Origin of the sequence: Bradyrhizobium sp. HKCCYLRH2060 (assembly GCF_051168135.1) — a bacterium.
Classification (GTDB): Bacteria; Pseudomonadota; Alphaproteobacteria; order Rhizobiales; family Xanthobacteraceae; genus Bradyrhizobium.
In genome coordinates, this window is the sequence record NZ_JBNPUK010000026.1 from 1 (window position 1) to 22181 (window position 22181).

Sequence of the window (22181 nt, forward strand, 5' to 3'; positions counted from 1 at the left end):
CCCTCTTGCTGCCACAGGTCATCCTCGGAATGCCTGTCACTGAGATTATCGTGTCTCACTTGAGGGGTGCAGTCCATCTCTGTCACGCCGTTTCCGTAACTCACCGCTTCGTCGCCGCTCCCTTCCGATCACGCCCCCGCAAGATATCCGCGAGTGCCGCCGCATTCCGTGACAGCGGCTCGAACCGAGGCGTCAGCAGATAAGCGCGCATCGGCGTCTTCGGCGCCAGGGGACGTGCCGCGAGGTCGGGCCAGGCGTGGCCGCGCAGCACGAACTCGTCGACGACGGCGAGGCCGGCGCCGGCGCGCACCATGGCGCAGGCGTCGGGCGTGTAGCGCACGATCGTGGCTGGCTCCGGGCCGCCGGCCAGGGCCGACGTGACGATGTGACCATAAGGCGTCTGCGGGCCGAAGCCGACCAGCGGATAGGGCAGCATGTCCTTCGGCCTGATGCTGCGCAGCCTCGTCAGGGCATGGTCGGCCGGCATGATCACGTGTAGCGCGCCCTCCGCGATCGTCTCTACCGCGACTGTCGGCTCGTCGACCGGCAGCACAGTGATGCCGAGATCGGCGCGGGCTGTGCCGACGCGGCCGACGATCTCCAGCAGGGTCAACGATTCGAACTCGACGCGCAGATCTGGAAAGCGGCCGCGCAGCCGCGACAGTGCCTCCGGCACCATGCCGTGGCCCGCGCTCGGGCTCGCCACCACGCGGATGGTGCCGGTGCCGCCGGCGCGCAGTTCGTCGGCGAGGTCGTTGATGCGCGCGACGCCGCGATGGACGTGCTCGACCTCGGCGAACAACCGCTTGGCCTCCGGCGTCGGCTGCACCCGGCCGCTGATGCGCTCGAACAGCTTGAGCTTGAGGCCATCCTCGGTATAGGCCAGCAGCCGGCTGATCGCGGGCTGCGATACCGAGAGCAGCCGCGCAGCGCCGCTGATCGAGCCTGTCATCATGATCGCGCGGAACACCTCGATCTGGCGCAGATTGAGCGGCATGCGACCTCTTGTCTCGCTGTGGATGGCTGTCGACTCTAGCCGCGGCTGCCGCCCCATAACAAGCTGTTATGGGCGGCGGACAAATCGGTATGGTCGGTGCCAGACCTGCTTTGCTAAGCTTCGCGTGCCGGGTGACATGACTGATGGAGAGAGCGTGAGCGACAGCGAGCGTTCCGATCGCGATTGCGCGTGTTTCATCCGGTGGCCGGCATGAGCGACGGTCTTGCCGCGCTGACGGCCCAGGTTCGCAGCGATCTTGCCAGGATCGCGCATCCCAGCATGCCATGGCTGACGCCTGTCACCGGTCCCGATGGCGGACCTGCGTTCGATGTGCTGATCGTCGGGGGCGGGCAATCGGGTCTCGCGACCGCCTTCGCGCTGCTGCGCTCCCGCGTCGGCAACATTCTCGTGCTCGACAAGGCTGAGGCAGGCCGCGAAGGACCGTGGCTCAGCTATGCGCGCATGCCGACCCTGCGCAGCCCGAAAGACTTCACCGGACCCGATCTCGACATACCTTGTCTGACCTATCAGGCGTGGCACGAGGCGAAGTTCGGCGGCGAGAGCTGGCGCAATCTTGATCTGATTCCGCGCGAATATTGGGCAGACTATCTCGCCTGGTATCGCGAGGTGCTCGACCTTCCCGTGCGCAACGGCTGCGACGTCGTCGATATCGCACCCGCCGCTGACGGACTGCTGCAGGCGACCGTGCGCAGCAAGGATGGTGAGACGACGATCCATGCCCGCAAGATCGTGCTGGCGACCGGGCAGGAGGGGATGGGCGACTGGAGCATTCCGGAGCCGCTGCGCCATCTGCCCGCCACGCGCGGCGCCCATTCCGGCGCCGAGATCGATTTCGACAGCCTGCGCGGCCGCCGCGTCGCCGTGATCGGCGCCGGTGCCTCGGCGTTCGACAATGCGGCGGCTGCACTCGAAGCCGGTGCGGCGCGCGTCGATCTGCTATGCCGCCGCGCGGAAATCCAGCTGATCCAGCCCTATCGCTGGCTGACGTTCCGCGGCTTTCTCAGGCACTTCTCCGAGCTCGACGATGCCTGGCGCTGGCGCTTCATGCGCGCAGTCCTGGAACTGCGCGAAGGTTTTCCGCAGCACACTTATGATCGCTGCGCCCGCCACGCGGCGTTCCGCCTGCAAGAAGGCGCGCCGGTCACGGGCGCGCGCGAGACGGCCGACGGCGTCGTGCTGCAGACAGCGAAAGGCGAGATCACGGCGGACTTCGTGATCAGCGCAACCGGCATCTCGATGGACTTCGCAAAGCGGCCGGAGCTGCGGCGCTTCGCGGCCAACATCGCGCGCTGGTCTGACCGCTACACGCCCGATGCGAGCGAACGCAACGATCGGCTCGGCGCCTTCCCTTATCTTGCAAACGACTATGCGCTGTGCGAGCGCAACGCGGGAGAGACGCCGTGGATCGGCAACATTCACGTGTTCGCCATCGCCTCGACGATGAGCTTCGGCGCGTCGGGATCGTCGATCAACGCAATGACGACCGCAGTGCCGAAGCTCGTGCATGGTTTGACGCGTGGGCTGTTCACGGCTGATATCGACAAGCATTGGGCGAACTTCCGGGCCTATGATGTGAAGCAGGCGACGGTGCGCCGTGGCACGTGATTTGCTGTTGAGCGTCGATGCTGAGCGTCGATCTTGTGCGTCGATCTCATGGTAGCGCGTCGCGGATCTCCGCCGACGCGCGATTTCAGTGCCGGATTTTGAGACCAATGAGGGAACAGGGGCGATGAGTTTCGAGATGTCCAAACGTTCGTTGTTCGCGGCGACCGCGTTGCTCGCGGTGATGCTGGCTGCGCCGTCGGTGCATGCGCAGAGCCGCGCCGAGACTCTGCGCTACGTCACCGGCGCCACCGTCAACACGCTCGATCCGAACATTCCGGGCTCGACGCGCGAGGCCTTCGCGCTGTCGATGTCGAGCTACGACCGGCTGGTGTCGTTCGGCCGCAAGCAGCTCAATGGTAAGTGGGTGTTCGATCTCGACACGATCACCGGCGAGCTCGCCGAATCCTATTCTGTCAGCGCCGACGGTCTGAAGATCACCTTCAAGCTGCGCCCTGATGCGAAGTTCCAGGACGGCTCGCCGGTCACCGCCGAGGACGTCAAATGGTCGCTCGACCGCTGCGTCACCGCGCCGATCCTCGGCAAGGCGCAATTGCTGACGGGGTCGCTGACGTCGGCCGATCAGTTCAAGGTCATCGATCCCCTGACGTTCGAGGTGACCTTGCCGAAGCCGGACAAGCTGGCGCTGCCGAACCTCGCCACCGTCTATCCGATCATCATCAACTCCAAGCTCGCCAAGGCGCATGCGACGGCCGAAGATCCGTGGGCGCTGAACTGGACCAAGGAGAATGCGGCCGGCAGCGGCGCCTACATCGTCGAGACCTTCAAGCCCGGCGAGCAGGTGATCGCCAAGCGCAACGAGGCCTGGAATCGCGGCACGCCGGACAAGCCGGCGGCGTTCAAGCGGCTGATCATCCAGTCGGTGCCGGAGCCGGCGACGCGCGCCAACCTCGTCGAGCGCGGAGACGCCGATCTCGTGATCGACCTGCAGGCCAGCGACGTGCAGTCGTTGGAGGGCAAGGGCAAGCTGAAGGTGATCTCGACGCCGCAGTATAATGCGGTGACCTTCATCTCGATGAACAACACCATTCCGCCGTTCGACAACGTCAATGTGCGCCGCGCGATCGCCTATGCGCTGCCTTATGACGACATGTTCAAGGCCGCGCTGTTCAGCCGCGGCGCGCCGCTCTATGGCGCGACCTGGGCCGACGGCAAGCCGCCGAGCGGCGGCTATCCGATCCCGCAGCCGATCAAGCTCGACCTGGAGAAGGCCAAGGCCTATCTGAAGGACGCCGGCATGCCCGACGGCTTCTCGACCACCTTCAGCTTCAATGTCGGCCAGGCCGCGACCGCCGAGCCGATGGCGGCGCTGGTGAAGGAGCAGCTCGCCAAGATCGGCATCAAGGTCGACATCCAGAAGCTGCCGGACGCGCAGATGTCGACCGCGATCAACGAGAAGAAGCTGCCGTTCTTCACCGAGGGCATCGTCGCCTGGCTGCCCTCGACGGACTATTTCTACCGCAACTTCTACACCGGCAAGCAGCGCTGGAACTATTCCTCGACCGACAATGCCGAATTGGAGAAGATCGCGCAGGAGGCGCGCTTCGAGGCCGACAAGACGAAATACGAGGAGCAGGGCAAGGCGCTCAACGCGATCCATTTCGACCAGATGTTCCAGATCCCGATCTGGCAGGCGGCGCAGGATGCGGTGATGCAGCCGACGGTGGACGGCTATGTCTACCAGTTCACGCGACAGGTCGATTATCGTAACCTGAGCCGCAAGTAACCGGGACGGCTGAGGACCATGGGCACGATCGGCGCAACATTGCTGCGGGCGGGACGGCGTTTCGTCTCGTCGCTGCCGGCACTGTTCGGTGTCCTGGTCTTCACCTTCCTCTTGATGCGCGTGCTGCCGGGGGATCCGGCCGTGTTCTTTGCCTCCGGCCCCAATGCCGGCCAGGAGGAGATCGAGGTCATCCGCCGGCAGCTCGGGCTCGACAAGCCGCTGCCGAATCAGCTCGCGATCTACCTCTATGATGTCGGTCGCGGCAACCTCGGCCGCTCGATGATGACCGGGCAGCCGGTCGCCAAGGATCTCAAGGAGCGACTGCCGGCCTCGCTGGAGCTGACCTTGACGGCGCTGCTGATCGCGCTGGTCTCGGCGGTGCCGCTCGGCGTGCTGGCTGCGCTGCGGCCGGGCTCGCTGGTCGATCACGGCGTCCGGCTATTTTGTTCGTTCGGCGTCTGCGTGCCGACCTTCGTCTCCGGGCTCCTGCTGATCTACGTGTTCTATTATCTGCTCGGTTTCGCGCCGGATCCGACAGGGCGGATCGATATCTTCACCACGATGCCGCCATCGCGCACCGGCTTCCTGATCATCGACTTCCTGCTCGCAGGCGATGTCGAGGGCTGGTGGGCGGCGGCGCGGCAGCTGATGCTGCCGGCGCTGACCATGGCGTTGTTCGTGATCGCGCCGCTGGCGCGCATCACGCGGGCCTCGATGCTGGTCTCGCTCGGCAGCGATTTCGTCCGCACCGCGCGCTCGGTCGGGCTGTCGTGGTGGCGCATCGTCGTCACCTATGCCTTGAGGAACGCGATCCTTCCCGTCATCACCATCGCCGGCATCGTGTTCTCGACCATGCTGGGCGCGAACGTGCTGGTGGAGAAGGTGTTCTCCTGGCCCGGCGTCGCCTCCTACGCGCTCGATGCGCTGCTGGTCTCCGACTACGCGCCGGTACAGGGCTTCGTGCTGCTGATGGCGACGATCTTCGTGATCGTCAATCTCCTGGTCGATGTGCTCTATGGCATCGCCGATCCCAGGGCGACGGTGGCGTGAGCATGAGCACGATAGAGACCTCCTCGACCCTGCGCCACACGGCCTTCGTGCTGCGCGGCAACCCGGTCACCGCCGTCGCGGCTGGCGGCGCGCTGCTGCTGGCGCTGATCGCGGTCTTTGCGCCGTGGCTGGCGCCTTACGATCCCGTTGCGTCCGAGGTCTCTGCCGCGTTGCAGCCGCCGAGCTCCGTGCACTGGTTCGGCACCGACCAGCTCGGCCGCGATGTGCTCAGCCGCCTGATCGTCGCCAGCCGGCTCGACCTCACGATCGCGGTGACGGCGGTCGCGGTGTCCTTTGCGCTCGGCTCCGTCATCGGTGCGCTGTGCGGCTATGCCGGCGGCCGTCTCGACAAGGCGGTCGGCCGCTTCGTCGACGTGCTGATGGCGTTTCCGCTGTTCGTGCTGGCGATGGCGATGGTCGCGGCGCTCGGCAACCGCGTCGAGAACATCGTGATCGCGACCGCGATCATCAACCTGCCGTTCTACATCCGCTTCGCCCGCGCCGAGGTGAACATCCGCCGCAATCTCGGCTGGGTCGAGGCCGCGCGTGCCTGTGGCGAGAGCCATGTTGCTGTCGTGCTGCGCTTCCTGTTGCCGAACGTGCTGCCGGCGATGGCGGTGCAGATGTCGCTCAATCTCGGCTGGGCGATCCTCAATGCCGCGGGCCTCTCCTTCATCGGCCTCGGCGTCAAGCCGCCGACGCCGGAATGGGGCATCATGGTCGCCGAGGGCGCGCGCTTCATCTCCACCGGGCGCTGGTGGCTGGTGGCGTTTCCCGGCTTCGCGCTGATGAGCGCCGTGCTGTGCTTCAATCTGCTCGGCGACGGCCTGCGCGACATCCTGGATCCCCGGATGCGCACATGATGTCTCGTCAGAACACAAATAGCTGGGGCGCATCCGAGGATGCGGACGTGACGGCGCCTGATATTTCCAAGCCGCTGCTCGAGGTCGAGAATCTCAAAGTGACCTTCTCGACCCGCCGTGGGCTCGTCGAGGCGGTGCGCGGCGTGTCGCTGTCGCTCCAGCCGGGCGAGATGCTTGGACTGGTCGGCGAGAGCGGCTCCGGCAAATCGGTGACCGGCTTTGCCATCACCCATCTGCTCGACAAGGCCGGCCGCATCACCGATGGCTGCATCCGCTTCAAGGGCCAGGACGTCACCCGGGCCGGCGGTGCCGATCTGCGCAGCCTGCACGGCGCGGCCATGGCGATGATCTTCCAGAATCCGCGTGCCGCGCTCAACCCGATCCGCACCATCGGCCAGCAGATCGCGGATGCGGTCCTCGCCCATCGCCGGCTGTCGCGGCAGGAGGCGCATGCGGAGGCCTTGTCGCTGCTGAAGGCCGTGCAGATCCGCGATCCCGGGCGCCGCATGGGCGCCTATCCGCACGAACTCTCCGGCGGCATGTGCCAGCGGGTGATGATCGCAATCGCGATCTCCTGCAGCCCGCAGCTGCTGATCGCGGACGAGCCGACCACCGGCCTCGACGTCACCACGCAGAAGGTGGTCATGGATCTTCTTGCGAAGATCGCCGCCGAGCGCGGCATGGCGACGATCCTGATCACGCATGATCTCGGGCTTGCCGCGCGCTATTGCGCGCGCGTGGTCGTGATGGAGCAGGGCAGGCTGGTCGAGGAGGCCGCGCCGCTGACGCTGTTCCACCGGCCGCAGCATCCCTACACCAAGCGCCTCGTCGCGGCGTCGCCGACGGCAACCTCGCGTGTCGAGGATCTGGTGCCGGACGGCGAAAAAATTCCCCTGGTCACGGTGACGGAGCTGCCGCCGCTGCCGCACGGCACGCCGCTGCTGCTCGACGTCAAGGGCGTCAGCAAGCGCTTCGACGACGGTACGGTCGGCGTCGCCGACTTCTCGATGACGATGCGCGGCGGCGAGAGCGTCGGTCTGGTCGGCGAGAGCGGCTCCGGCAAGAGCACGACCTCGCGGATGATCTGCCGTCTGATCGACGCCAGCGCCGGCGAGATCCTGTTCGACGGCCAGGCGATCGGCCAGATTCCGGCTCGCGACTTTCACGCGAGCGAGCTGCGCAAGGACATCCAGATCGTCTTCCAGGATCCGAACGACAGCCTCAATCCGCGCTACACGGCGTTCGACTGCATCGCCCATCCGCTGCTGCGGCTGATGAACATGCGCTCGGGCGACAGACTGCGTCAGCGCGTCGAAGAATGCGCCGATCGCGTCGGCCTGCCGCGCGAGCTGTTGTCGCGCTTTCCGCATCAGCTCTCCGGCGGGCAGAAGGCGCGCGTCGGCATCGCCCGCGCGATTGCCTGCAAGCCGCGGCTGCTGGTGCTGGACGAGCCGACCGCGGCGCTCGACGTCTCCGTGCAGGCCGTGGTGCTGCAGCTCCTGAACCGGCTTCGGTGCGAGGACAACCTCGCCTTCCTGTTCGTGAGCCACGATCTCAACGTCGTGCGCATGATGTGCGACCGCACCATCGTGCTGCGCACAGGTCTCATCATCGAGCAGGGCGAGAGCCGGGCGCTGTTCGCCAATCCGCAGACCGACTACACGCGCGAGCTGGTCGACGCCGTCCCGCATATCGCCCCGCCGGCGGCTTTCGCGTCCGCCTGAGCCGCCCATAACATTCGATTATGGGTGGCGGACAACTCGGTATTGGGGACGAGAGGCACTGTCCTGTTAGTTTGTGCGCATCGCAAGTGCAGCCTCCGGAGTCATCGAAGCGCGCGTCATGACCGAACTGATCGAACGCCTGCAACGCCTCGTCGGTGTCGCGCATGTTCTCGTCGCAGCCGAGGATCAGGCGCCTTATCTGCACGACTGGCTCGGCAAGTATCACGGGGCCACGCTGGCGGTGGTTCGGCCGGGATCGACGGACGAGGTCGCGGCGGTGATGGAGGCCTGCGCCGCCGCCCGCGTGGCCGTCGTGCCGCAGGGCGGACACACCAGCCTGTCGGGCGGCGCGACTCCGGATGCGAGCGGCCGGGCGATCGTGCTGTCCCTGTCGCGGATGAACCGCATCCGCGCGGTGGATCCCGTCGGCCAGACCATCGTCGTCGATGCCGGAATCGTGCTGGCGAGGGTGCAGGACGCGGCGCGCGAGGCCGGCCTGTTCTTTCCGCTCAGCCTCGGCTCGGAGGGCAGTTGCACCGTCGGCGGCAATCTCGCCGCGAATGCCGGCGGCGTCGCCGTGCTGCGCTATGGCGTGATGCGCGAGCTGACGCTGGGGCTCGAAGTGGTGCTGCCGGATGGCCGCATCTGGGACGGCCTGCGCGCCTTGCGCAAGGACAACACCGGCTATGCGCTGCGCGATCTCTTCATCGGCTCCGAAGGCACGCTGGGGGTCATCACCGGCGCCGTGTTGAAGCTGTTTCCGCGGCCGACCGCACGGGCCACCGCGTTCGTCGCGGTCGCCGATGCGGCCGCCGCGCTGAACCTGCTGCGGCTATCGCGCGCGCGTTGTGGCGATCGCCTCACCGCATTCGAGTTCCTGACCTCGGCAACGCTCGAGATGATCCTGCGCCAGATGCCGGATATACGGCTGCCGTTCGCTGCACTTCCCGAGGCTGCTGTCCTGATCGAGCTGAGCGATATCGGCGAGGAAGCCGCGCTGACCGCACGGCTCGAAACCACGCTGGCCGCCGCGATGACGGAAGGGCTCGCCTCCGACGCCGTCGTCGCCCAGGACGGCACCCAGGCCAAGGCGTTCTGGCGGGTGCGCGAGAGCGTCTCCGAGGCTCTGGTCCGCGAAGGCAGGGCGCTCAAGCACGACATCTCGGTGCCCGTCGCCGAGATCGCCGATTTCGTCACGGTCATGGACGCTGCGGTCGGCGCGGCGCTGACCGGCATCCGTCCGATGGTGTTCGGCCATCTCGGCGACGGCAACCTGCACTACAATCTGATGCGCCCGCTCGACATGAGCGAAGACGAGTTCTATCGGTACGGTCCGCGCATCACCCGCCTGGTCCATGACGAAATCACCCGCCGCCGCGGCTCGATCAGCGCCGAGCACGGCATCGGCCAGCTCCGCACGGCAGAGATGCCGCTGTGCAAGCCGCCGCTCGAGCTGGAGCTGATGCTGCAACTGAAGCGCACGCTCGATCCGCACGGCCTGATGAATCCCGGCAAGCTGCTGCCAGGCGGCTGACGTCGGCGGCCGCCGGAGCCGGAGCTGCGTCCAAGCCGATGTTCAGCGGGCGGCCCGTCGCGTCTCCGCCACCGTGGCACGGGTACCCTTCTGGAACAGATCGTCCAGGGCCGTTTCGATTGCGAGCTCGAAGCGCGGGTCTCGTGGCAGCTCGCTGCCGAACACCGAGGTGAGCGACAGCAGCGCCGGCGTGAGCCGGCTGGCGACCGGGCCGGCCTCGTCGGCGAGCGCGCGCAACTGCGCCGCCAGCGGATCGCGCAGCGCGATCGGCTGGCCGCGCTCGTCCGTGCCGCTGACGTAGCGGATCCACCCGGCGACGGCGAGCGCAAGCCGGGTGATGGGAAGGCCGCGGGCGAGGCGGTCGCCGATGGTGCCGAGCAGACGCTGCGGCAGCTTCTGCGAGCCGTCCATCGCGATCTGCGCGGTCTTGTGCTTGAGCGCGGGATTGCGGAAGCGCTGCAGCAGCGCGGCGCGATAGGCTGCGACGTCGAAGCCGCCGAGCGCGGGCAGCGTCGGCGTCACCTCCTCGCGCATCATGTCCTCGACGAGGCCGGCCAGCTCGGGCTCGGCCATGGCCGCGGCGACGGTCTCGCAGCCCATGAGATAGCCGAGATAGGCGATTGTCGAGTGCGCGCCGTTGAGCAGCCGCAGCTTCATCAGCTCGAATGGGGCGACGTCGCGCACGAACTGTGCGCCGCTGACGTCCCAGGCGGGGCGCGCGCCGGCGAAATCATCCTCGATCACCCATTGGCTGAACGGCTCGGTGACGATGGGCCATGCATCATCGAGGCCGAGCGCGGCGCCGACGTCGGCGCGGTCGGCATCGGTGGTGGCAGGCACGATGCGATCGACCATCGTCGAGGGAAAGCGGATGTTGTCCGTGATCCACGCGGCGAGATCGCGATCGACCAGCCCGGCGAAGGCGATCACCAGACCGCGCAAGGTGTGGCCATTGGCCGGAAGGTTGTCGCAGGCGAGCACCGTGTAGGGCTGCAGGCCGCGCTGTCGCCGCAGTTGCAGGCCGCCGACGATGAAGGCGAGCGTGCTGCGGGGATGGCCGAGGTTGAGACTGTCGTGCAAGATGTCGGGATCGTCGACGCGCAACGCGCCGGTCGCCGGATCGTGGCTGTAGCCCTTCTCGGTGACGGTGGTCGAGAGGATGCGTATGGCGGGATCGGCGAGGCGTGCCAGAAGGGCCGCCGGATCCTCGGGCGCAACCGCAAGGCCGGTGAGTGCGCCAATGATGCGGCGCTGCCGGCCGGCGCCGTCGCTCGCCGTCACGCTGTAGAGCCCGCCTTGCGGTGCCAGCGCATCGCGGGTGTCCGGCGAGCGCAGGGAGACGCCGAGGATGCCCCAGCGCGGATCGTGCTTGAGCAGCGCATCGGTGTAGACCGCCTGATGCCCGCGATGGAACGCGCCGAGGCCGAGATGGACGATACCGGTTGTGATTGCTGCGCGGTCGTAATCCGGCTTGATGATGCCGGCGGGCAGGCGGGGAAGCGTTGCGGGGCTGAGACGATCCATGCCGGGACTTCAGAAGATCAGCTGCACTTTGCAGCATTCGGTCTGGTTGTGCTCGAAGGTGTCGAACGCGGTCGCGTAGGCGCCGAGCCCGAAGCGGTGGGTGATCAGCCGCTCCGGCTGCAGCGCGCCACTGGCGAACCAGTCGATGACCTTGGCGAACTTGCCGCTGTTGAGCCTGGAAGCGTGGATCGCGAGCTCCTTCGCGGTGACCTTCTGCTGCACGATCGTCGACGGCTCGGCCGAGAAGCCGAGCAGGCCGATGCGTGCGGCAGGCGAGGCGATCTCGATGGCCTCGGCGAGAATGGCGGGATGGCAGGCGGCATCGATAATCAAGGTCGGCGTCACATCGGCCGCGGCGAGGGCCTCGGGCAGGGCGGTCCTGGCGGTGTTGATGACGCGGTCGGCGCCGTTGTGCCGCGCCGCTTCGAGCCGGGCATCGATGCGGTCGGTGACGATCAGCTGCTTCACGCCGTAGACGTGCTTGAGCACCTGGATCACGGTCAGCCCGATCGGCCCGGCGCCGTAGACCAGCGCGACGTCTGAGGCGAACACGCGGGTGTGGTCGGTAATGTTGGCGGCGATCGAGAACGGCTCGACCAGCGGCGCCTTGTCGTCGTCGACGCTGTCCGGCAGCAGATGCGCGTTGGCCGCCGGCACGCAGGCATATTCGGAAAAGCCGCCGTCGCGGTGGACGCCGAGCACGGCGAGATGGGCGCAGACATTGGGGCGGCCGACCGAGCAGGGGTAGCAGTGGCCGCAGGCAACGACGGGATCGACCACCACGCGGGCGCCGAGCCGTGCGCTGACACCGTCGCCGAGCTTGTCGATGCTGCCGAAGAATTCATGGCCGATCACGCGCGGATAGCGCGCGAACGGGTTGCTGCCGTGGAGGATGTGGATGTCGGAGCCGCAGATGCCGGCGCGCTCGACCTTGATGCGGACCTCGCCCGTCGAAGGCTCGGGAACGGGGCGCGTTTCGATCGACAGGCGGCCGGGCCGCTCCACCACGAGGCTCTTCACGCGTTCCTCCATCCTTCTCGCCAATCTCGACCGCAGGCTGCCATCGTATAGCAACCCGAAAACTTGGATACAAGTTTCCTATTGAAAGCCTATTTGGTATCCCTTATAGGCTTGAGATACAGGAATGACATACAAAGGCCCCCGCAGCGGGCCGGCAGGGGAGGTTTGCCAGTGTCTTTGCCCACATCCATGTCTCGTCGCAGCTTCGTCGGCACCGCGCTCGCGGGAGCCTCGGCCTTGGCGTTCGCACCCGCCCGGGCGCAATCGGCGAAGTATCGCCTGCGTTACGGCACGGCGTTCCCCGCCACCCATCCCGGCGTCGTCCGCATCATCGAGGCGTCGGAGGTCATCAAGAAGCAGAGCAATGGTCTGGTCGACCTGCAGGTCTATCCGAACAGCCAGCTCGGCAGCGAGCCCGACATGTTCTCGCAGGTGCGCAGCGGCGCGCTCGACTTCATGTCGACGTCAGGCGTGAACCAGACGGTGGTGCCGATCGGCGGCATCAATGCGGTGGCCTTCGCGTTCGAGAGCTACGACCAGGTGTGGTCGGCGATGGACGGCGATCTCGGCAACCATGTGCGCCGCGAGTTCGCCAAGGTCGGCCTGCACGTGCTGCCGAAATGCCTCGACAACGGCTATCGCAACATCACGTCCGGTGCGAAGCCGATCGCCTCGCCCGACGACCTCAAGGGCTTCAAGATCCGCGTGCCCGGCAATCCGTTGTGGGTGACGCTGTTCAAGACGCTCGGCGCGGCGCCGACGCCGATCAATTTCGGCGAGCTCTATGCGGCCCTGCAGACCCGCATCGTCGACGGCCAGGAGAATCCGCTGGCGCTGATCCAGAGCGCCAAGCTCTACGAGGTGCAGAAGTACATCGCGCTATCAGGCCATATCTGGGACGGCCACTACATCTTCGCCAATGCAGCGCGCTGGAATGTCATGCCTGCCGACGTCCGCGACGCCGTCACCGCGGCGCTGTCGGAGGCCGCCGTCAAGGAGCGCCAGGACATCCAGAGCTTCAACGACAAGGCGCAGGCGGAAATGCAGGCCGCTGGCGTGACCTTCAACAAGGTCGACACCAAGCCGTTCCGCGATGCGCTGCGCACCGCCGGCTTCTACACCGAATGGAAGACCAAGTTCGGCACCGAGGCGTGGGGGCTGCTGGAGAAATCCGTCGGTCAGCTGTGAGACTTGCGTGAGAGACCGCGTAGTCGACAGCGTGCCTGCCACCGTCCTTCGAGACGCCTGCCTCCGGCAGGCTCCTCAGGACGAGGGCTGATTTTGCGGTGAGATCCTGTCCCTCATGGTGAGGAGCGTCGGCCTTGCGACGCGTTCAGGCGATGCAATTGCATCGCCTTGAGAACCATGAGGCCAGAGTAGTTTCGACTTCAGCTGCGATCGGTGGAAAATACGGTCGGCCTGTGTGAGCCGGGGAGGATGCAATGGCCGTTGACATGACAGCGACGACCTCGGTGCCGTCGCATGGCGCGTTCGCGCGCTTCGATCATCTGCTTGGCCGCGCCGTCGAGGCGCTGGCTGCGGCGATCGTCATCGCCGAACTCGTTCTGCTCGGCGCGGCGACCGCCGCGCGCTACGTTTTCAATGCGCCGCTGATCTGGTCGGACGAGCTCGCCACCGTGCTGTTCGTGTGGCTGGCGATGCTCGGCGCCGTCGTCGCATTGCGACGCGCCGAGCACATGCGGCTCACCGCCTTCGTCCGCAATCTGTCGCCGGCGTGGCGGGCGCGCACCGATGCGCTCGGCCTGATGCTGGTCTGCACCGTCCTGGTGGCGCTGGTGATGCCGTCCTGGCACCACCTCGAAAGCCACCTGATCAGCCAGATGCCCGTGCTCGAGATCAGCGAAGGCTATCGCGAGGCCGCGATGCTGGTCGGCGTGCTGCTGATGCTGCTGACCGCGGTCGACCGGCTGATCCAGCAGGCGAGCCTCATGCAGATCGTCGGCGCTCTGGCGCTCGTGCTCGCCGGTGCAGGGGCGCTCTATGCCGCCGCGCCTGTGCTGGAGGAGCTCGGCAACTACAATCTGTTCATTTTCTTCTTTGTGCTCGTCGCCAGCGCCATGGTGATCGGCACGCCGATCGCCTTCACCTTCCTGCTCGCCACCGTGGCCTATCTGCATTTCAGCACCACCGTGCCGGTCCTGATCGTTCCCGGCCGGGTCAGCGAGGGCATGTCGCACATGGTGCTGCTGGCGGTGCCGATGTTCGTGCTGCTCGGCGCGCTGATCGAGATCGCCGGACTGGCGCGGGCGATGATCCTGTTCCTGGTTTCGCTCATCGGCCATCTGCGCGGCGGCCTGCAATATGTGCTGCTCGGCGCGATGTACCTCGTCTCGGGCATCTCCGGTGCGAAGGCGGCCGACATGGCGGCGGTGGCGCCGGCGCTGTTTCCGGAGATGAAGCAGCGTGGCAGCTCGGAAGGCGACCTGGTGTCGCTGCTGTCCGCCTCCGCTGTGATGTCGGAGACGATCCCGCCCTCGATCGTGCTGATCACGGTGGGCTCGGTGACGGGCGTGTCGATCGCGGCGCTGTTCACCGGCGGGCTGCTGCCGGCGGTGGTCGGCCTGATCGCGCTCTCCGTCGTCGTCTTCCTGCAGACGCGCAAGGAGGACATGAGCGGCGCGCAGCGTTTCGATGCCAGGACGCGATTGCGGCTGTTTGCGATCTCCATTCCCGGTCTCGGTCTGCCGATCGTGATCCGCTCGGCTGTGGTCGAGGGCGTCGCCACCGCGACCGAGGTCGCGGCGATCGGCGTCATCTACACGGTGCTGGTCGGCATCTTCGTCTATCGCCAGTTCGACTGGAAGCGGGTGTATCCCATCCTGGTCGATACGGCCTCGCTGTCCGGCGCGATTCTGCTGGTGGTGGGGGCTGCAACCGGCATGGCCTGGGCGCTGACCCAGTCCGGCTTCTCGCAGCAGCTCGTGGACCTCATGGTGGCTGTGCCCGGCGGCCGCTGGGGCTTCCTCTTGATCTCGGCGCTCGCCTTCGTCGTGCTCGGCAGCGTGCTCGAAGGCGTGCCGGCGGTGGTGCTGTTCGGGCCGCTGCTGTTCCCGATCGCGCGCATGATGGGCGTGCACGAGGTGCACTACGCCATCATCGCAGTGTTCGCGATGGGCCTCGGCCTGTTCACGCCGCCCTTCGGGGTCGGCTTCTATCTCGCCTGCGCCATCGGCCGCGCCTCGCCGGATGAGGTCATCCGCCACGTCTGGCCGCATCTCGCCGCACTCGTCGTTGCGCTGCTCTTAATCGTGTTCCTGCCGTGGATCTCGATCGGCTTCCTGTGAATCGGGTAGACTGCCGTCATGGATGACGATCTGACACCATTGACGCGCCTGGAGGGCAAGGCCGGCCGGCGGCTCGCCGACCAGGTCTATGAGCGGCTGCTCGAGGACATCGTGTCCGGCGCGCTGCCACCGGGCACGCCGATGGCCGAGCTCGACCTGTGCGAGCGGCTCGGCGTCAGCCGCACGCCGGTGCGCGAGGCGCTGATCAAGCTCGCCGATGTCGACCTCGTGCGCATCTATCCGCAGAGCGGCAGCGTGGTGGCGCCGGTGTCGCGCGAGGCGTTCGGCGAGGCGCAGTTCATCCGCGAGCATCTCGAATGCGCGCTGGTTGCCGAGGCCGTCCGCTACATCGATGCGACGGCGCTGCGCGAGCTGACCGAGCTGATCGACAAGCAGAAGGCGGCGGCGACGCCGGCGGAGTTCTACGCCCATGACGAGGCGTTTCATCAGACCATCGCCCGCACCAGCCGGCATCCGCATGTCTGGCAGGTGATCCGCCAGACCAAGATCCATTTCGACCGCGTCCGCCATCTCACCCTGATCGAGGACGCCGGCCATATTCCGCTCCTGATCGCGCAGCATCAGGAGATCCTGGACGGGCTGGCCGCCTGCAACGAGGCCCAGGCGGTCGCGGCGATGCGCCGGCATCTGCGCGAGGTGTTTCGCCGCGCCGACGGCATCTTTGCCCGGCAGGAGGAGATGGCGCAGGCCGAGTCGCGCACGCGGGCACGGCGGCGGCGCTGATCGCGCGCGTGATTCATTTTGGAAGGTGACGACATGGAACAGACGTGGCGCTGGTTCGGACCCGATGATCCCATCACTTTGCCGCAGGTTCGCCAGACCGGCGCGACCGGCATCGTGACGGCGCTGCATCACATCCCCTACGGCGTGGTGTGGAGCACCGATGAGATCATCAAGCGCATCGGCGTGATTGAAGGCGATTCATCGCTGCGGCTGCGCTGGAGCGTGGTCGAGAGCCTGCCGGTCTCCGAGGCCATCAAGCTGGGCGAGGGCGATCTGACGTCCTTGTTCGACAACTACCGCCAGTCGCTGCGCAACCTCGCCGCCTGCGGCGTCACCACCGTCTGCTACAATTTCATGGCGGTGCTGGACTGGACCCGCACCGAGCTCGCCTTCCGTCTGCCGGGCGGCGCCACGGCGCTGCGCTTCGATATGGATCGCCTTGCTGCGTTCGACTGCTACATCCTGCAGCGGCCCGGTGCCGAGGCGGAGTTCTCCGCCGACGTGCTCGACCGCGCCAAGGCCTGGGTGGCACAGGCGTCCGAATCCGACAAGGACCGGCTGCTCGCGACCATCATGGCTGGGCTGCCCGGCGCCTATGACCGCTATGACGTGCCCGGTCTGCGCCGCATGCTGGAGAAATATCGCGGCATCGGCCATGCCGAGCTGCGCGCCAACTACGCGCGCTTCCTGCGCGCGGTGGTGCCTACGGCCGAGGAATGCGGCGTCAGCCTCTGTGTCCATCCCGATGATCCGCCGCGTGACCTGTTCGGTCTGCCGCGCGTGGTGTCCTCAGCCGAGGATCTGCAGTTCATCGTCGATGCCGCCCCGTCGAAGGCCAACGGCCTCACCTTCTGCACCGGCGCGCTCGGCGCCGGCGGCCACAACAACGTCCCAGCGCTGGCCGAGCGGTTCGCGCCGCACATCCGCTTCGTGCACCTGCGCAACGTCACCAAGATGCTCGACGGCTCGTTCATGGAGGCGGAGCATCTGCGCGGCGACGTCGACATGGTCGCGGTCGTGACGACCTTGTTGAAGGAGCAGGCCCGCCGCAAGGCCGAGGGCGATCCGGACTGGCGGATCCCGTTCCGCCCCGACCACGGCCATGAGCTCGCCGACGACATCGGCCGCGGCACCCATCCGGGTTATCCGCTGGTCGGCCGCCTCAAGGGCCTCGCCGAGATCCGCGGGGTCATGACCGCGGTGGCGGCCATTAACCGCTTGCCGGTCTGATCCCGGCGGTGCCGGACAACCCGCTTGTCAGCGCGCGTCCCGTGGCCGAGGATGCCGGCCCGCATTTGCCCATTCGAGTTGAACAAATGTCGACCTCGCTCTTCGATCTCTCCGGCAAGACCGCGCTGGTGACCGGCTCCTCGCGCGGCCTCGGCCGCGCCATCGCGGAGGGTTTTGCCAAGGCGGGCGCGCGGCTCGTCATCAACGGAACCGATCCGGCGCGCACGCTGGCGGCGGTCGAGGAATTCCGCGCCGCGGGCCATCAGGCCGAGGCCTGTCCGTTCGACGTGACCGATGAGGACGCCGTCGTCGGCGCCTTCACGCGCTTCGACGCCGAGGGGATCGCGATCGACGTCCTCGTCAACAATGCCGGCATCCAGCACCGCAAGCCGCTGGTCGAGTTCACCACGGATGAGTGGCGCCGCGTCATCGAGACCAACCTCACCAGCGCCTTCGTGATCGGGCGCGAGGCGGCCAAACGCATGATCCCGCGCAAGAGCGGCAAGATCATCAATATCGGCTCGCTCGGCAGCGAGCTGGCACGGCCGACCATCGGGCCCTACACCACGGCGAAGGGCGGCATCCGCAACCTGACCCGCGCGATGGCGGTCGAATGGGCGGCGCACGGCATCCAGGCCAATGCGATCGGGCCCGGCTACATGCTGACCGACATGAACCAGGCGCTGATGAGCAATCCCGACTTCAACAACTGGCTGATGTCGCGCGTCCCGTCGAAGCGCTGGGGCCGGCCGGACGAGCTGGTCGGCACCGCGATCTTCCTGGCCTCGGAGGCGTCGACCTATGTCAACGGCCAGACCATCTATGTCGACGGCGGCATGCTGGCGGCGATGTAGGATCGCGGAAGACAATAGACAGGGAGGCCGGCCATGCGTGCGGTCGTCATTCACGCGCCGAAAGATCTGCGCATCGACAGCTTTTCCGATCCGGCGCCGGGACCCGGCGAGGTGCGGGTCAAGATCGAGGCCGGCGGCATCTGCGGCTCGGACCTGCATTACTATCATCACGGCGGCTTCGGCACCGTGCGCATCAGGCAGCCGATGGCGCTGGGGCACGAGATCGCAGGCGTCGTCGCCGCGGTCGGCGCGAGCGTGACCGGCCTCGCCGAGGGCACGCGCGTCGCCGTCAATCCGAGCCTGCCCTGCGGCCGCTGCAGCTATTGCCGCGAGGGGCTGCGCAACCAATGCCTCGACATGCGCTTCATGGGCAGCGCGATGCGTGATCCCCACGTGCAGGGCGGCTTCCGCGAGTTCGTCACCATCGATGCCTCGCAGGCAGTGCCGATCGCGCCGTCGCTGTCGCTCGGTGAGGCCGCGATGGCCGAGCCGCTGTCGGTCTGCCTGCATGCGGCGCATCAGGCCGGCTCGCTGCTCGGCAAGCGCGTGCTGGTGACCGGCTGCGGCCCGATCGGCGCGCTGTCGATCCTGGTGGCGCGCTACGGCGGTGCGGCCGAGATCGTGGTCACCGACATTGCCGATGCGCCGCTGGCGGTGGCGCGCACGCTCGGTGCCAGCCATGCGTTCAATGTCGGGGCGGAGCCGTCGGCGCTCGATCCGTGGCGGAGCGGGAAGGGCACGTTCGACGTGCTGTTCGAGGCCTCCGGCAACCAGGCCGCCTTGCGGGCCGCGCTCGACGTCATGAGGCCCGGCGGCGTCATCGTCCAGCTCGGGCTCGGCGGCGAGATGACCTTGCCGCTCAACACGCTGGTCACGAAGGAGCTGCAATTGCGCGGCACGTTCCGGTTCGACCGCGAATTCGAGCTGGCGCTGCGGCTGATGGGCGAGGGGCTGCTGGACGTCAAGCCGCTGATCTCGGCTGCGCTGCCATTCGAGCAGGCGGTCGCCGCCTTCGAGCTCGCCAGCGATCGCAGCCGGTCGATGAAGGTTCATTTGACGTTTTGATGGATGGATTGACGCCGATGAAAGTCGCCTGCATCGGAGAGTGCATGGTGGAGTTTGCGCAGGAGGACGGCTCGTTGTTCCGGCGCGGCTTCGGCGGCGACACGCTCAACACCGCGCTCTATCTGGCCCGGCTCGGCGTGCCCACCTCCTACGTGACGGCGCTCGGCGATGATCCCCTGAGTGCCATGATGCTGGCGGCCTGGCAGGCCGAGGGCATCGACACCTCGGAGGTGCTGCAGGTCGAGGGCCGCGTGCCCGGCCTGTACATGATCGAGCGCGATGCCAAGGGCGAGCGCAGCTTCCTGTATTGGCGCGACCGCGCGCCGGCGCGCGAGCTGTTCGATCGCGCCGATCGCGACATGCTCGACAGGCTCTCGCGCTTCGACTGGATCTATCTCTCCGGCATCAGCCTCTCGCTCTATGGCGAGACCGGCAAGGCCAAGCTGCGCGAGCTCCTGACGGTGGCGCGCAAGCGCGGCGCGCGGGTCGTGTTCGACGGCAACTACCGGCCGCGCGGCTGGGCCAGCCGCGAGGTCGCGCAGCGCGCGTTCCGTGCGATCCTGCCGCTGGTCGACGTTGCGCTGCCGACCTTGGAGGACGAGCAGATGCTGTTCGGCGATGCCGACGCCTCCGTCAGCCTGCGCCGCTTCAAGGACGCCGGGGTCAACGAGGTCGTGGTCAAGCGCGGCGCGCGCGGCTGCCTGATCCATGCCGATGGCGTGCTGGTCGACATCGCGCCACCTGCGGTGCTCAAGCCAATCGACACCACGGCGGCCGGCGATTCCTTCAATGCGGGGTATCTCGCCGCGCGCATCAAGGGCGCGCCGCCGCGCAAGGCGGCGTTGGCAGGGCACCGGCTCGCCGGTGCCGTGATCATGGCGCCGGGGGCCGTGATCCCGGCCACCGCGATGCCGCGGGACATTCTGACGATGAGCGAGGCGTGATGAACAATTTGGACAAGCGCGCGAAGCTCGATGCGGTCTTCGCGCTGGCGCCGGTGATCCCGGTGATCACGATCGAGGACGCGGCGCATGCCGTGCCGCTTGCGCGTGCGCTCGTCGCCGGCGGCCTCCGCGTCATCGAAATCACTTTGCGGACGCAGGCGGGGCTCGATGCCGCGCGCGCGATCATCGATGAGGTGCCGGACGCCGTCGTCGGCATCGGCACGGTGCTGACGCCGGCGGACTACGAGCGCGCCGCCAGGCTCGGCGCCGCCTTCGCGATCAGTCCGGGCCTGTCGCTCGGCCTGCTCGACGCCGCGAATGCCGGCGAGATGCCGTTCGCGCCGGGCATTCAGACCGCCTCTGATCTCATCGCCTGCGTGACGCGGGGCTATGAGCTGGTGAAGTTCTTTCCCGCGGTGCCGGCCGGCGGGCTCGCGGCGCTCGACGCGCTAGCGGGTCCCTTCCCGAACGTGCGCTTCTGTCCGACCGGCGGCATCAATGCCGGCAACGCCGCGCAATGGCTGGCGCACAAGAAGGTCGTTGCGATCGGCGGCTCGTGGGTCGCGCCCGCGGCCGACATCAAGGCCGGTGCGTGGGCCGCGATCGAGCAGCGCGCCCGCGAAGCGACGAAGCTGCGCTGATCCAGCCTATCCACAACTTAAAATTTTGTTTGTGTCCGACGCTTATCTTCGGCGGCAGTGGGGCCGCGCCGGCGCCTGTCATTCTCAAAAAGTATTACAGTCAAATAATATGACTAGTCATCCCCTGGGTTCCGTGAAATAACGGACGTCACCGGCCGTCGAGGCGGGTGAATAGGTGCGTCGATACCTCTGTTCGAGGCGGCGCATCAAAAAACAGTACCTTTTTGGGAGAGAACGTCTGATGACCCTGAAAGCCCTCTTTGCGGCCTCGGCCACGGCCGCCTTGTTGCTTGCCACGTCCGCTGGCGCCGCGGAGCTGACCGTCGGCTTCTCGCAGATCGGATCGGAGTCCGGCTGGCGCGCCGCCGAGACCTCGGTCTCGAAATCGGAAGCCACCAAGCGCAAGATCAACCTGAAGATCGCCGACGCCCAGCAGAAGCAGGAAAACCAGATCAAGGCGATCCGCTCCTTCATCGCCCAGGGCGTGGACGCGATCTTCCTCGCGCCGGTTGTGGCTTCGGGTTGGGACGCCGTGCTGAAGGAAGCCAAGGAAGCCAAGATCCCGGTCGTACTGCTCGACCGCGACATCGATCCCTCCGGCAAGGACCTCTATCTGACCGCCGTCACCTCGGACAGCGTGCATGAGGGCGAGGTCGCCGGCGAGTGGCTCGCCAAGACGGTCGGCGGCAAGGCCTGCAACGTCGTCGAGCTGCAGGGCACGGTCGGCGCCAGCGTCGCCACCAACCGCAAGAAGGGCTTTGACGCCGTCGTCGCCAAGAACGCCAACCTGAAGGTCGTGCGCAGCCAGACCGGCGACTTCACCCGTGCCAAGGGCAAGGAGGTGATGGAGAGCTTCATCAAGGCCGAGAACGGCGGCAAGTCGATCTGCGCGGTCTACGCCCACAACGACGACATGATGGTCGGCGCGATCCAGGCAATGAAGGAGGCCGGCCTGAAGCCGGGCAAGGACATCCTGACCGTCTCGATCGACGCCGTGCCGGACATCTTCAAGGCAATCGCCGCCGGCGAGGCCAACGCCACCGTCGAGCTGACGCCGAACATGGCGGGGCCGGCGTTCGACGCGATCGTGGCCTTCAAGGAGAAGGGCACCGTTCCGCCGAAGTGGATCCAGACGGAATCGAAGCTCTACACCGCGACTGACGATCCGCAGAAGGTCTACGACAGCAAGAAGGGCTTGGGCTACTGAGCTGAAGCCTATGTTGTTGCCGTCGTCCTGGCGAACGCCAGGACCCATAGCCACCGATCTTTGTGAGGTCTGCGGTATTGGCCCAGTGCCTCAATCGACTATTCCGCGG

General features: G+C 67.0%; 18 protein-coding genes. 15 read left to right on the top strand and 3 right to left on the bottom strand.

Features of this window, described 5'->3' with window-relative positions; genetic code table 11:
- Positions 1-100: 100 nt before the first annotated feature.
- Positions 101-997 carry a LysR family transcriptional regulator gene (locus ACQR10_RS31520; RefSeq protein WP_315804450.1) on the bottom strand — a complete coding sequence of 299 codons (897 nt, stop codon included), beginning with the start codon at positions 995-997 and terminating at the stop codon, positions 101-103.
- A 210-nt stretch (positions 998-1207) separates the two neighbouring features.
- Here ACQR10_RS31520 and ACQR10_RS31525 point away from each other — a divergent pair, with 210 nt between their 5' ends.
- From ACQR10_RS31525 to ACQR10_RS31550, 6 genes are all read left to right on the top strand, one after another.
- Complete coding sequence (locus ACQR10_RS31525) at positions 1208-2623, top strand: NAD(P)/FAD-dependent oxidoreductase (RefSeq protein ID WP_316218665.1); 1416 nt, start codon at positions 1208-1210, stop codon at positions 2621-2623.
- Positions 2624-2747: 124 nt separating this feature from the next.
- The gene (locus ACQR10_RS31530; RefSeq protein WP_316218664.1) at positions 2748-4367 is read left to right on the top strand and encodes an ABC transporter substrate-binding protein; all 1620 of its coding nucleotides are present in this window, start codon (positions 2748-2750) and stop codon (positions 4365-4367) included.
- Positions 4368-4385: 18 nt separating this feature from the next.
- On the top strand, positions 4386-5417 hold the full coding sequence (locus tag ACQR10_RS31535) for an ABC transporter permease (protein ID WP_316177948.1): 1032 nt from the start codon (positions 4386-4388) through the stop codon (positions 5415-5417).
- Positions 5418-5419: 2 nt separating this feature from the next.
- Positions 5420-6280, top strand: coding sequence for an ABC transporter permease (locus ACQR10_RS31540; protein ID WP_316218663.1), 861 nt, complete (start codon positions 5420-5422; stop codon positions 6278-6280).
- A 74-nt stretch (positions 6281-6354) separates the two neighbouring features.
- Positions 6355-8004, top strand: coding sequence for an ATP-binding cassette domain-containing protein (locus ACQR10_RS31545; RefSeq protein WP_410051470.1), 1650 nt, complete (start codon positions 6355-6357; stop codon positions 8002-8004).
- 118 nt (positions 8005-8122) lie between these two features.
- Positions 8123-9538 (top strand): FAD-binding oxidoreductase, encoded by a 1416-nt coding sequence (locus ACQR10_RS31550; protein WP_316218662.1) that lies wholly within the window; start codon positions 8123-8125, stop codon positions 9536-9538.
- Positions 9539-9580: 42 nt separating this feature from the next.
- Here the strand turns inward: ACQR10_RS31550 and ACQR10_RS31555 are convergent, their stop codons facing one another.
- Together ACQR10_RS31555 and ACQR10_RS31560 are read right to left on the bottom strand one after the other, a co-directional pair.
- Positions 9581-11062: a mannitol dehydrogenase family protein gene (locus ACQR10_RS31555; RefSeq protein WP_316218661.1), complete on the bottom strand. Its 1482-nt coding sequence runs from the start codon at positions 11060-11062 to the stop codon at positions 9581-9583.
- Positions 11063-11071: 9 nt separating this feature from the next.
- Positions 11072-12082 carry a Zn-dependent oxidoreductase gene (locus tag ACQR10_RS31560; protein ID WP_316218660.1) on the bottom strand — a complete coding sequence of 337 codons (1011 nt, stop codon included), beginning with the start codon at positions 12080-12082 and terminating at the stop codon, positions 11072-11074.
- 171 nt (positions 12083-12253) lie between these two features.
- Between ACQR10_RS31560 and ACQR10_RS31565 the strand changes: the two genes are divergently transcribed.
- The 9 genes from ACQR10_RS31565 to ytfQ all read left to right on the top strand — a co-directional run bounded on the left by ACQR10_RS31565 (position 12254) and on the right by ytfQ (position 22072).
- On the top strand, positions 12254-13270 hold the full coding sequence (locus tag ACQR10_RS31565; protein WP_315804458.1) for a TRAP transporter substrate-binding protein: 1017 nt from the start codon (positions 12254-12256) through the stop codon (positions 13268-13270).
- Positions 13271-13524: 254 nt separating this feature from the next.
- Positions 13525-15387, top strand: a complete 1863-nt coding sequence (locus ACQR10_RS31570; protein ID WP_316218659.1) for a TRAP transporter large permease — start codon at positions 13525-13527, stop codon at positions 15385-15387.
- 18 nt (positions 15388-15405) lie between these two features.
- Positions 15406-16131, top strand: coding sequence for a GntR family transcriptional regulator (locus tag ACQR10_RS31575; RefSeq protein ID WP_316218658.1), 726 nt, complete (start codon positions 15406-15408; stop codon positions 16129-16131).
- Positions 16132-16164: 33 nt separating this feature from the next.
- Positions 16165-17361: a mannonate dehydratase gene (gene uxuA / locus ACQR10_RS31580; RefSeq protein ID WP_316218657.1), complete on the top strand. Its 1197-nt coding sequence runs from the start codon at positions 16165-16167 to the stop codon at positions 17359-17361.
- Positions 17362-17447: 86 nt separating this feature from the next.
- A complete protein-coding gene (locus ACQR10_RS31585; RefSeq protein WP_316218656.1) occupies positions 17448-18215 on the top strand; it encodes an SDR family oxidoreductase in 768 nt (255 codons plus the stop codon).
- Positions 18216-18248: 33 nt separating this feature from the next.
- A complete protein-coding gene (locus ACQR10_RS31590) occupies positions 18249-19280 on the top strand; it encodes an L-idonate 5-dehydrogenase (RefSeq protein ID WP_434848892.1) in 1032 nt (343 codons plus the stop codon).
- A 47-nt stretch (positions 19281-19327) separates the two neighbouring features.
- Positions 19328-20224, top strand: coding sequence for a sugar kinase (locus ACQR10_RS31595; protein ID WP_409997971.1), 897 nt, complete (start codon positions 19328-19330; stop codon positions 20222-20224).
- Entirely contained in the window at positions 20221-20865 is a 645-nt protein-coding gene (gene eda, locus ACQR10_RS31600) for a bifunctional 4-hydroxy-2-oxoglutarate aldolase/2-dehydro-3-deoxy-phosphogluconate aldolase (protein WP_316177963.1), read from the top strand. Before ACQR10_RS31595 ends, eda begins: the two co-directional genes overlap by 4 nt.
- Before the next feature lie 241 nt (positions 20866-21106).
- The gene (gene ytfQ / locus ACQR10_RS31605; protein WP_315804466.1) at positions 21107-22072 is read left to right on the top strand and encodes a galactofuranose ABC transporter, galactofuranose-binding protein YtfQ; all 966 of its coding nucleotides are present in this window, start codon (positions 21107-21109) and stop codon (positions 22070-22072) included.
- Positions 22073-22181: the final 109 nt, after the last annotated feature.

What these genes read in the sequence shown, in the direction of transcription:
- ACQR10_RS31530 (WP_316218664.1), top strand. Translation starts at nt 2,748, where the DNA reads ATGAGTTTCGAGATGTCCAAACGTTCGTTGTTCGCGGCGACCGCGTTG.
- ACQR10_RS31585 (WP_316218656.1), top strand. Translation starts at nt 17,448, where the DNA reads ATGTCGACCTCGCTCTTCGATCTCTCCGGCAAGACCGCGCTGGTGACC.
- ACQR10_RS31520 (WP_315804450.1), bottom strand. Translation starts at nt 997, where the DNA reads ATGCCGCTCAATCTGCGCCAGATCGAGGTGTTCCGCGCGATCATGATG.
- ACQR10_RS31525 (WP_316218665.1), top strand. Translation starts at nt 1,208, where the DNA reads ATGAGCGACGGTCTTGCCGCGCTGACGGCCCAGGTTCGCAGCGATCTT.
- ytfQ (WP_315804466.1), top strand. Translation starts at nt 21,107, where the DNA reads ATGACCCTGAAAGCCCTCTTTGCGGCCTCGGCCACGGCCGCCTTGTTG.
- ACQR10_RS31540 (WP_316218663.1), top strand. Translation starts at nt 5,420, where the DNA reads ATGAGCACGATAGAGACCTCCTCGACCCTGCGCCACACGGCCTTCGTG.
- ACQR10_RS31570 (WP_316218659.1), top strand. Translation starts at nt 13,525, where the DNA reads ATGGCCGTTGACATGACAGCGACGACCTCGGTGCCGTCGCATGGCGCG.
- ACQR10_RS31575 (WP_316218658.1), top strand. Translation starts at nt 15,406, where the DNA reads ATGGATGACGATCTGACACCATTGACGCGCCTGGAGGGCAAGGCCGGC.
- uxuA (WP_316218657.1), top strand. Translation starts at nt 16,165, where the DNA reads ATGGAACAGACGTGGCGCTGGTTCGGACCCGATGATCCCATCACTTTG.
- ACQR10_RS31555 (WP_316218661.1), bottom strand. Translation starts at nt 11,062, where the DNA reads ATGGATCGTCTCAGCCCCGCAACGCTTCCCCGCCTGCCCGCCGGCATC.
- ACQR10_RS31550 (WP_316218662.1), top strand. Translation starts at nt 8,123, where the DNA reads ATGACCGAACTGATCGAACGCCTGCAACGCCTCGTCGGTGTCGCGCAT.
- ACQR10_RS31590 (WP_434848892.1), top strand. Translation starts at nt 18,249, where the DNA reads ATGCGTGCGGTCGTCATTCACGCGCCGAAAGATCTGCGCATCGACAGC.
- ACQR10_RS31535 (WP_316177948.1), top strand. Translation starts at nt 4,386, where the DNA reads ATGGGCACGATCGGCGCAACATTGCTGCGGGCGGGACGGCGTTTCGTC.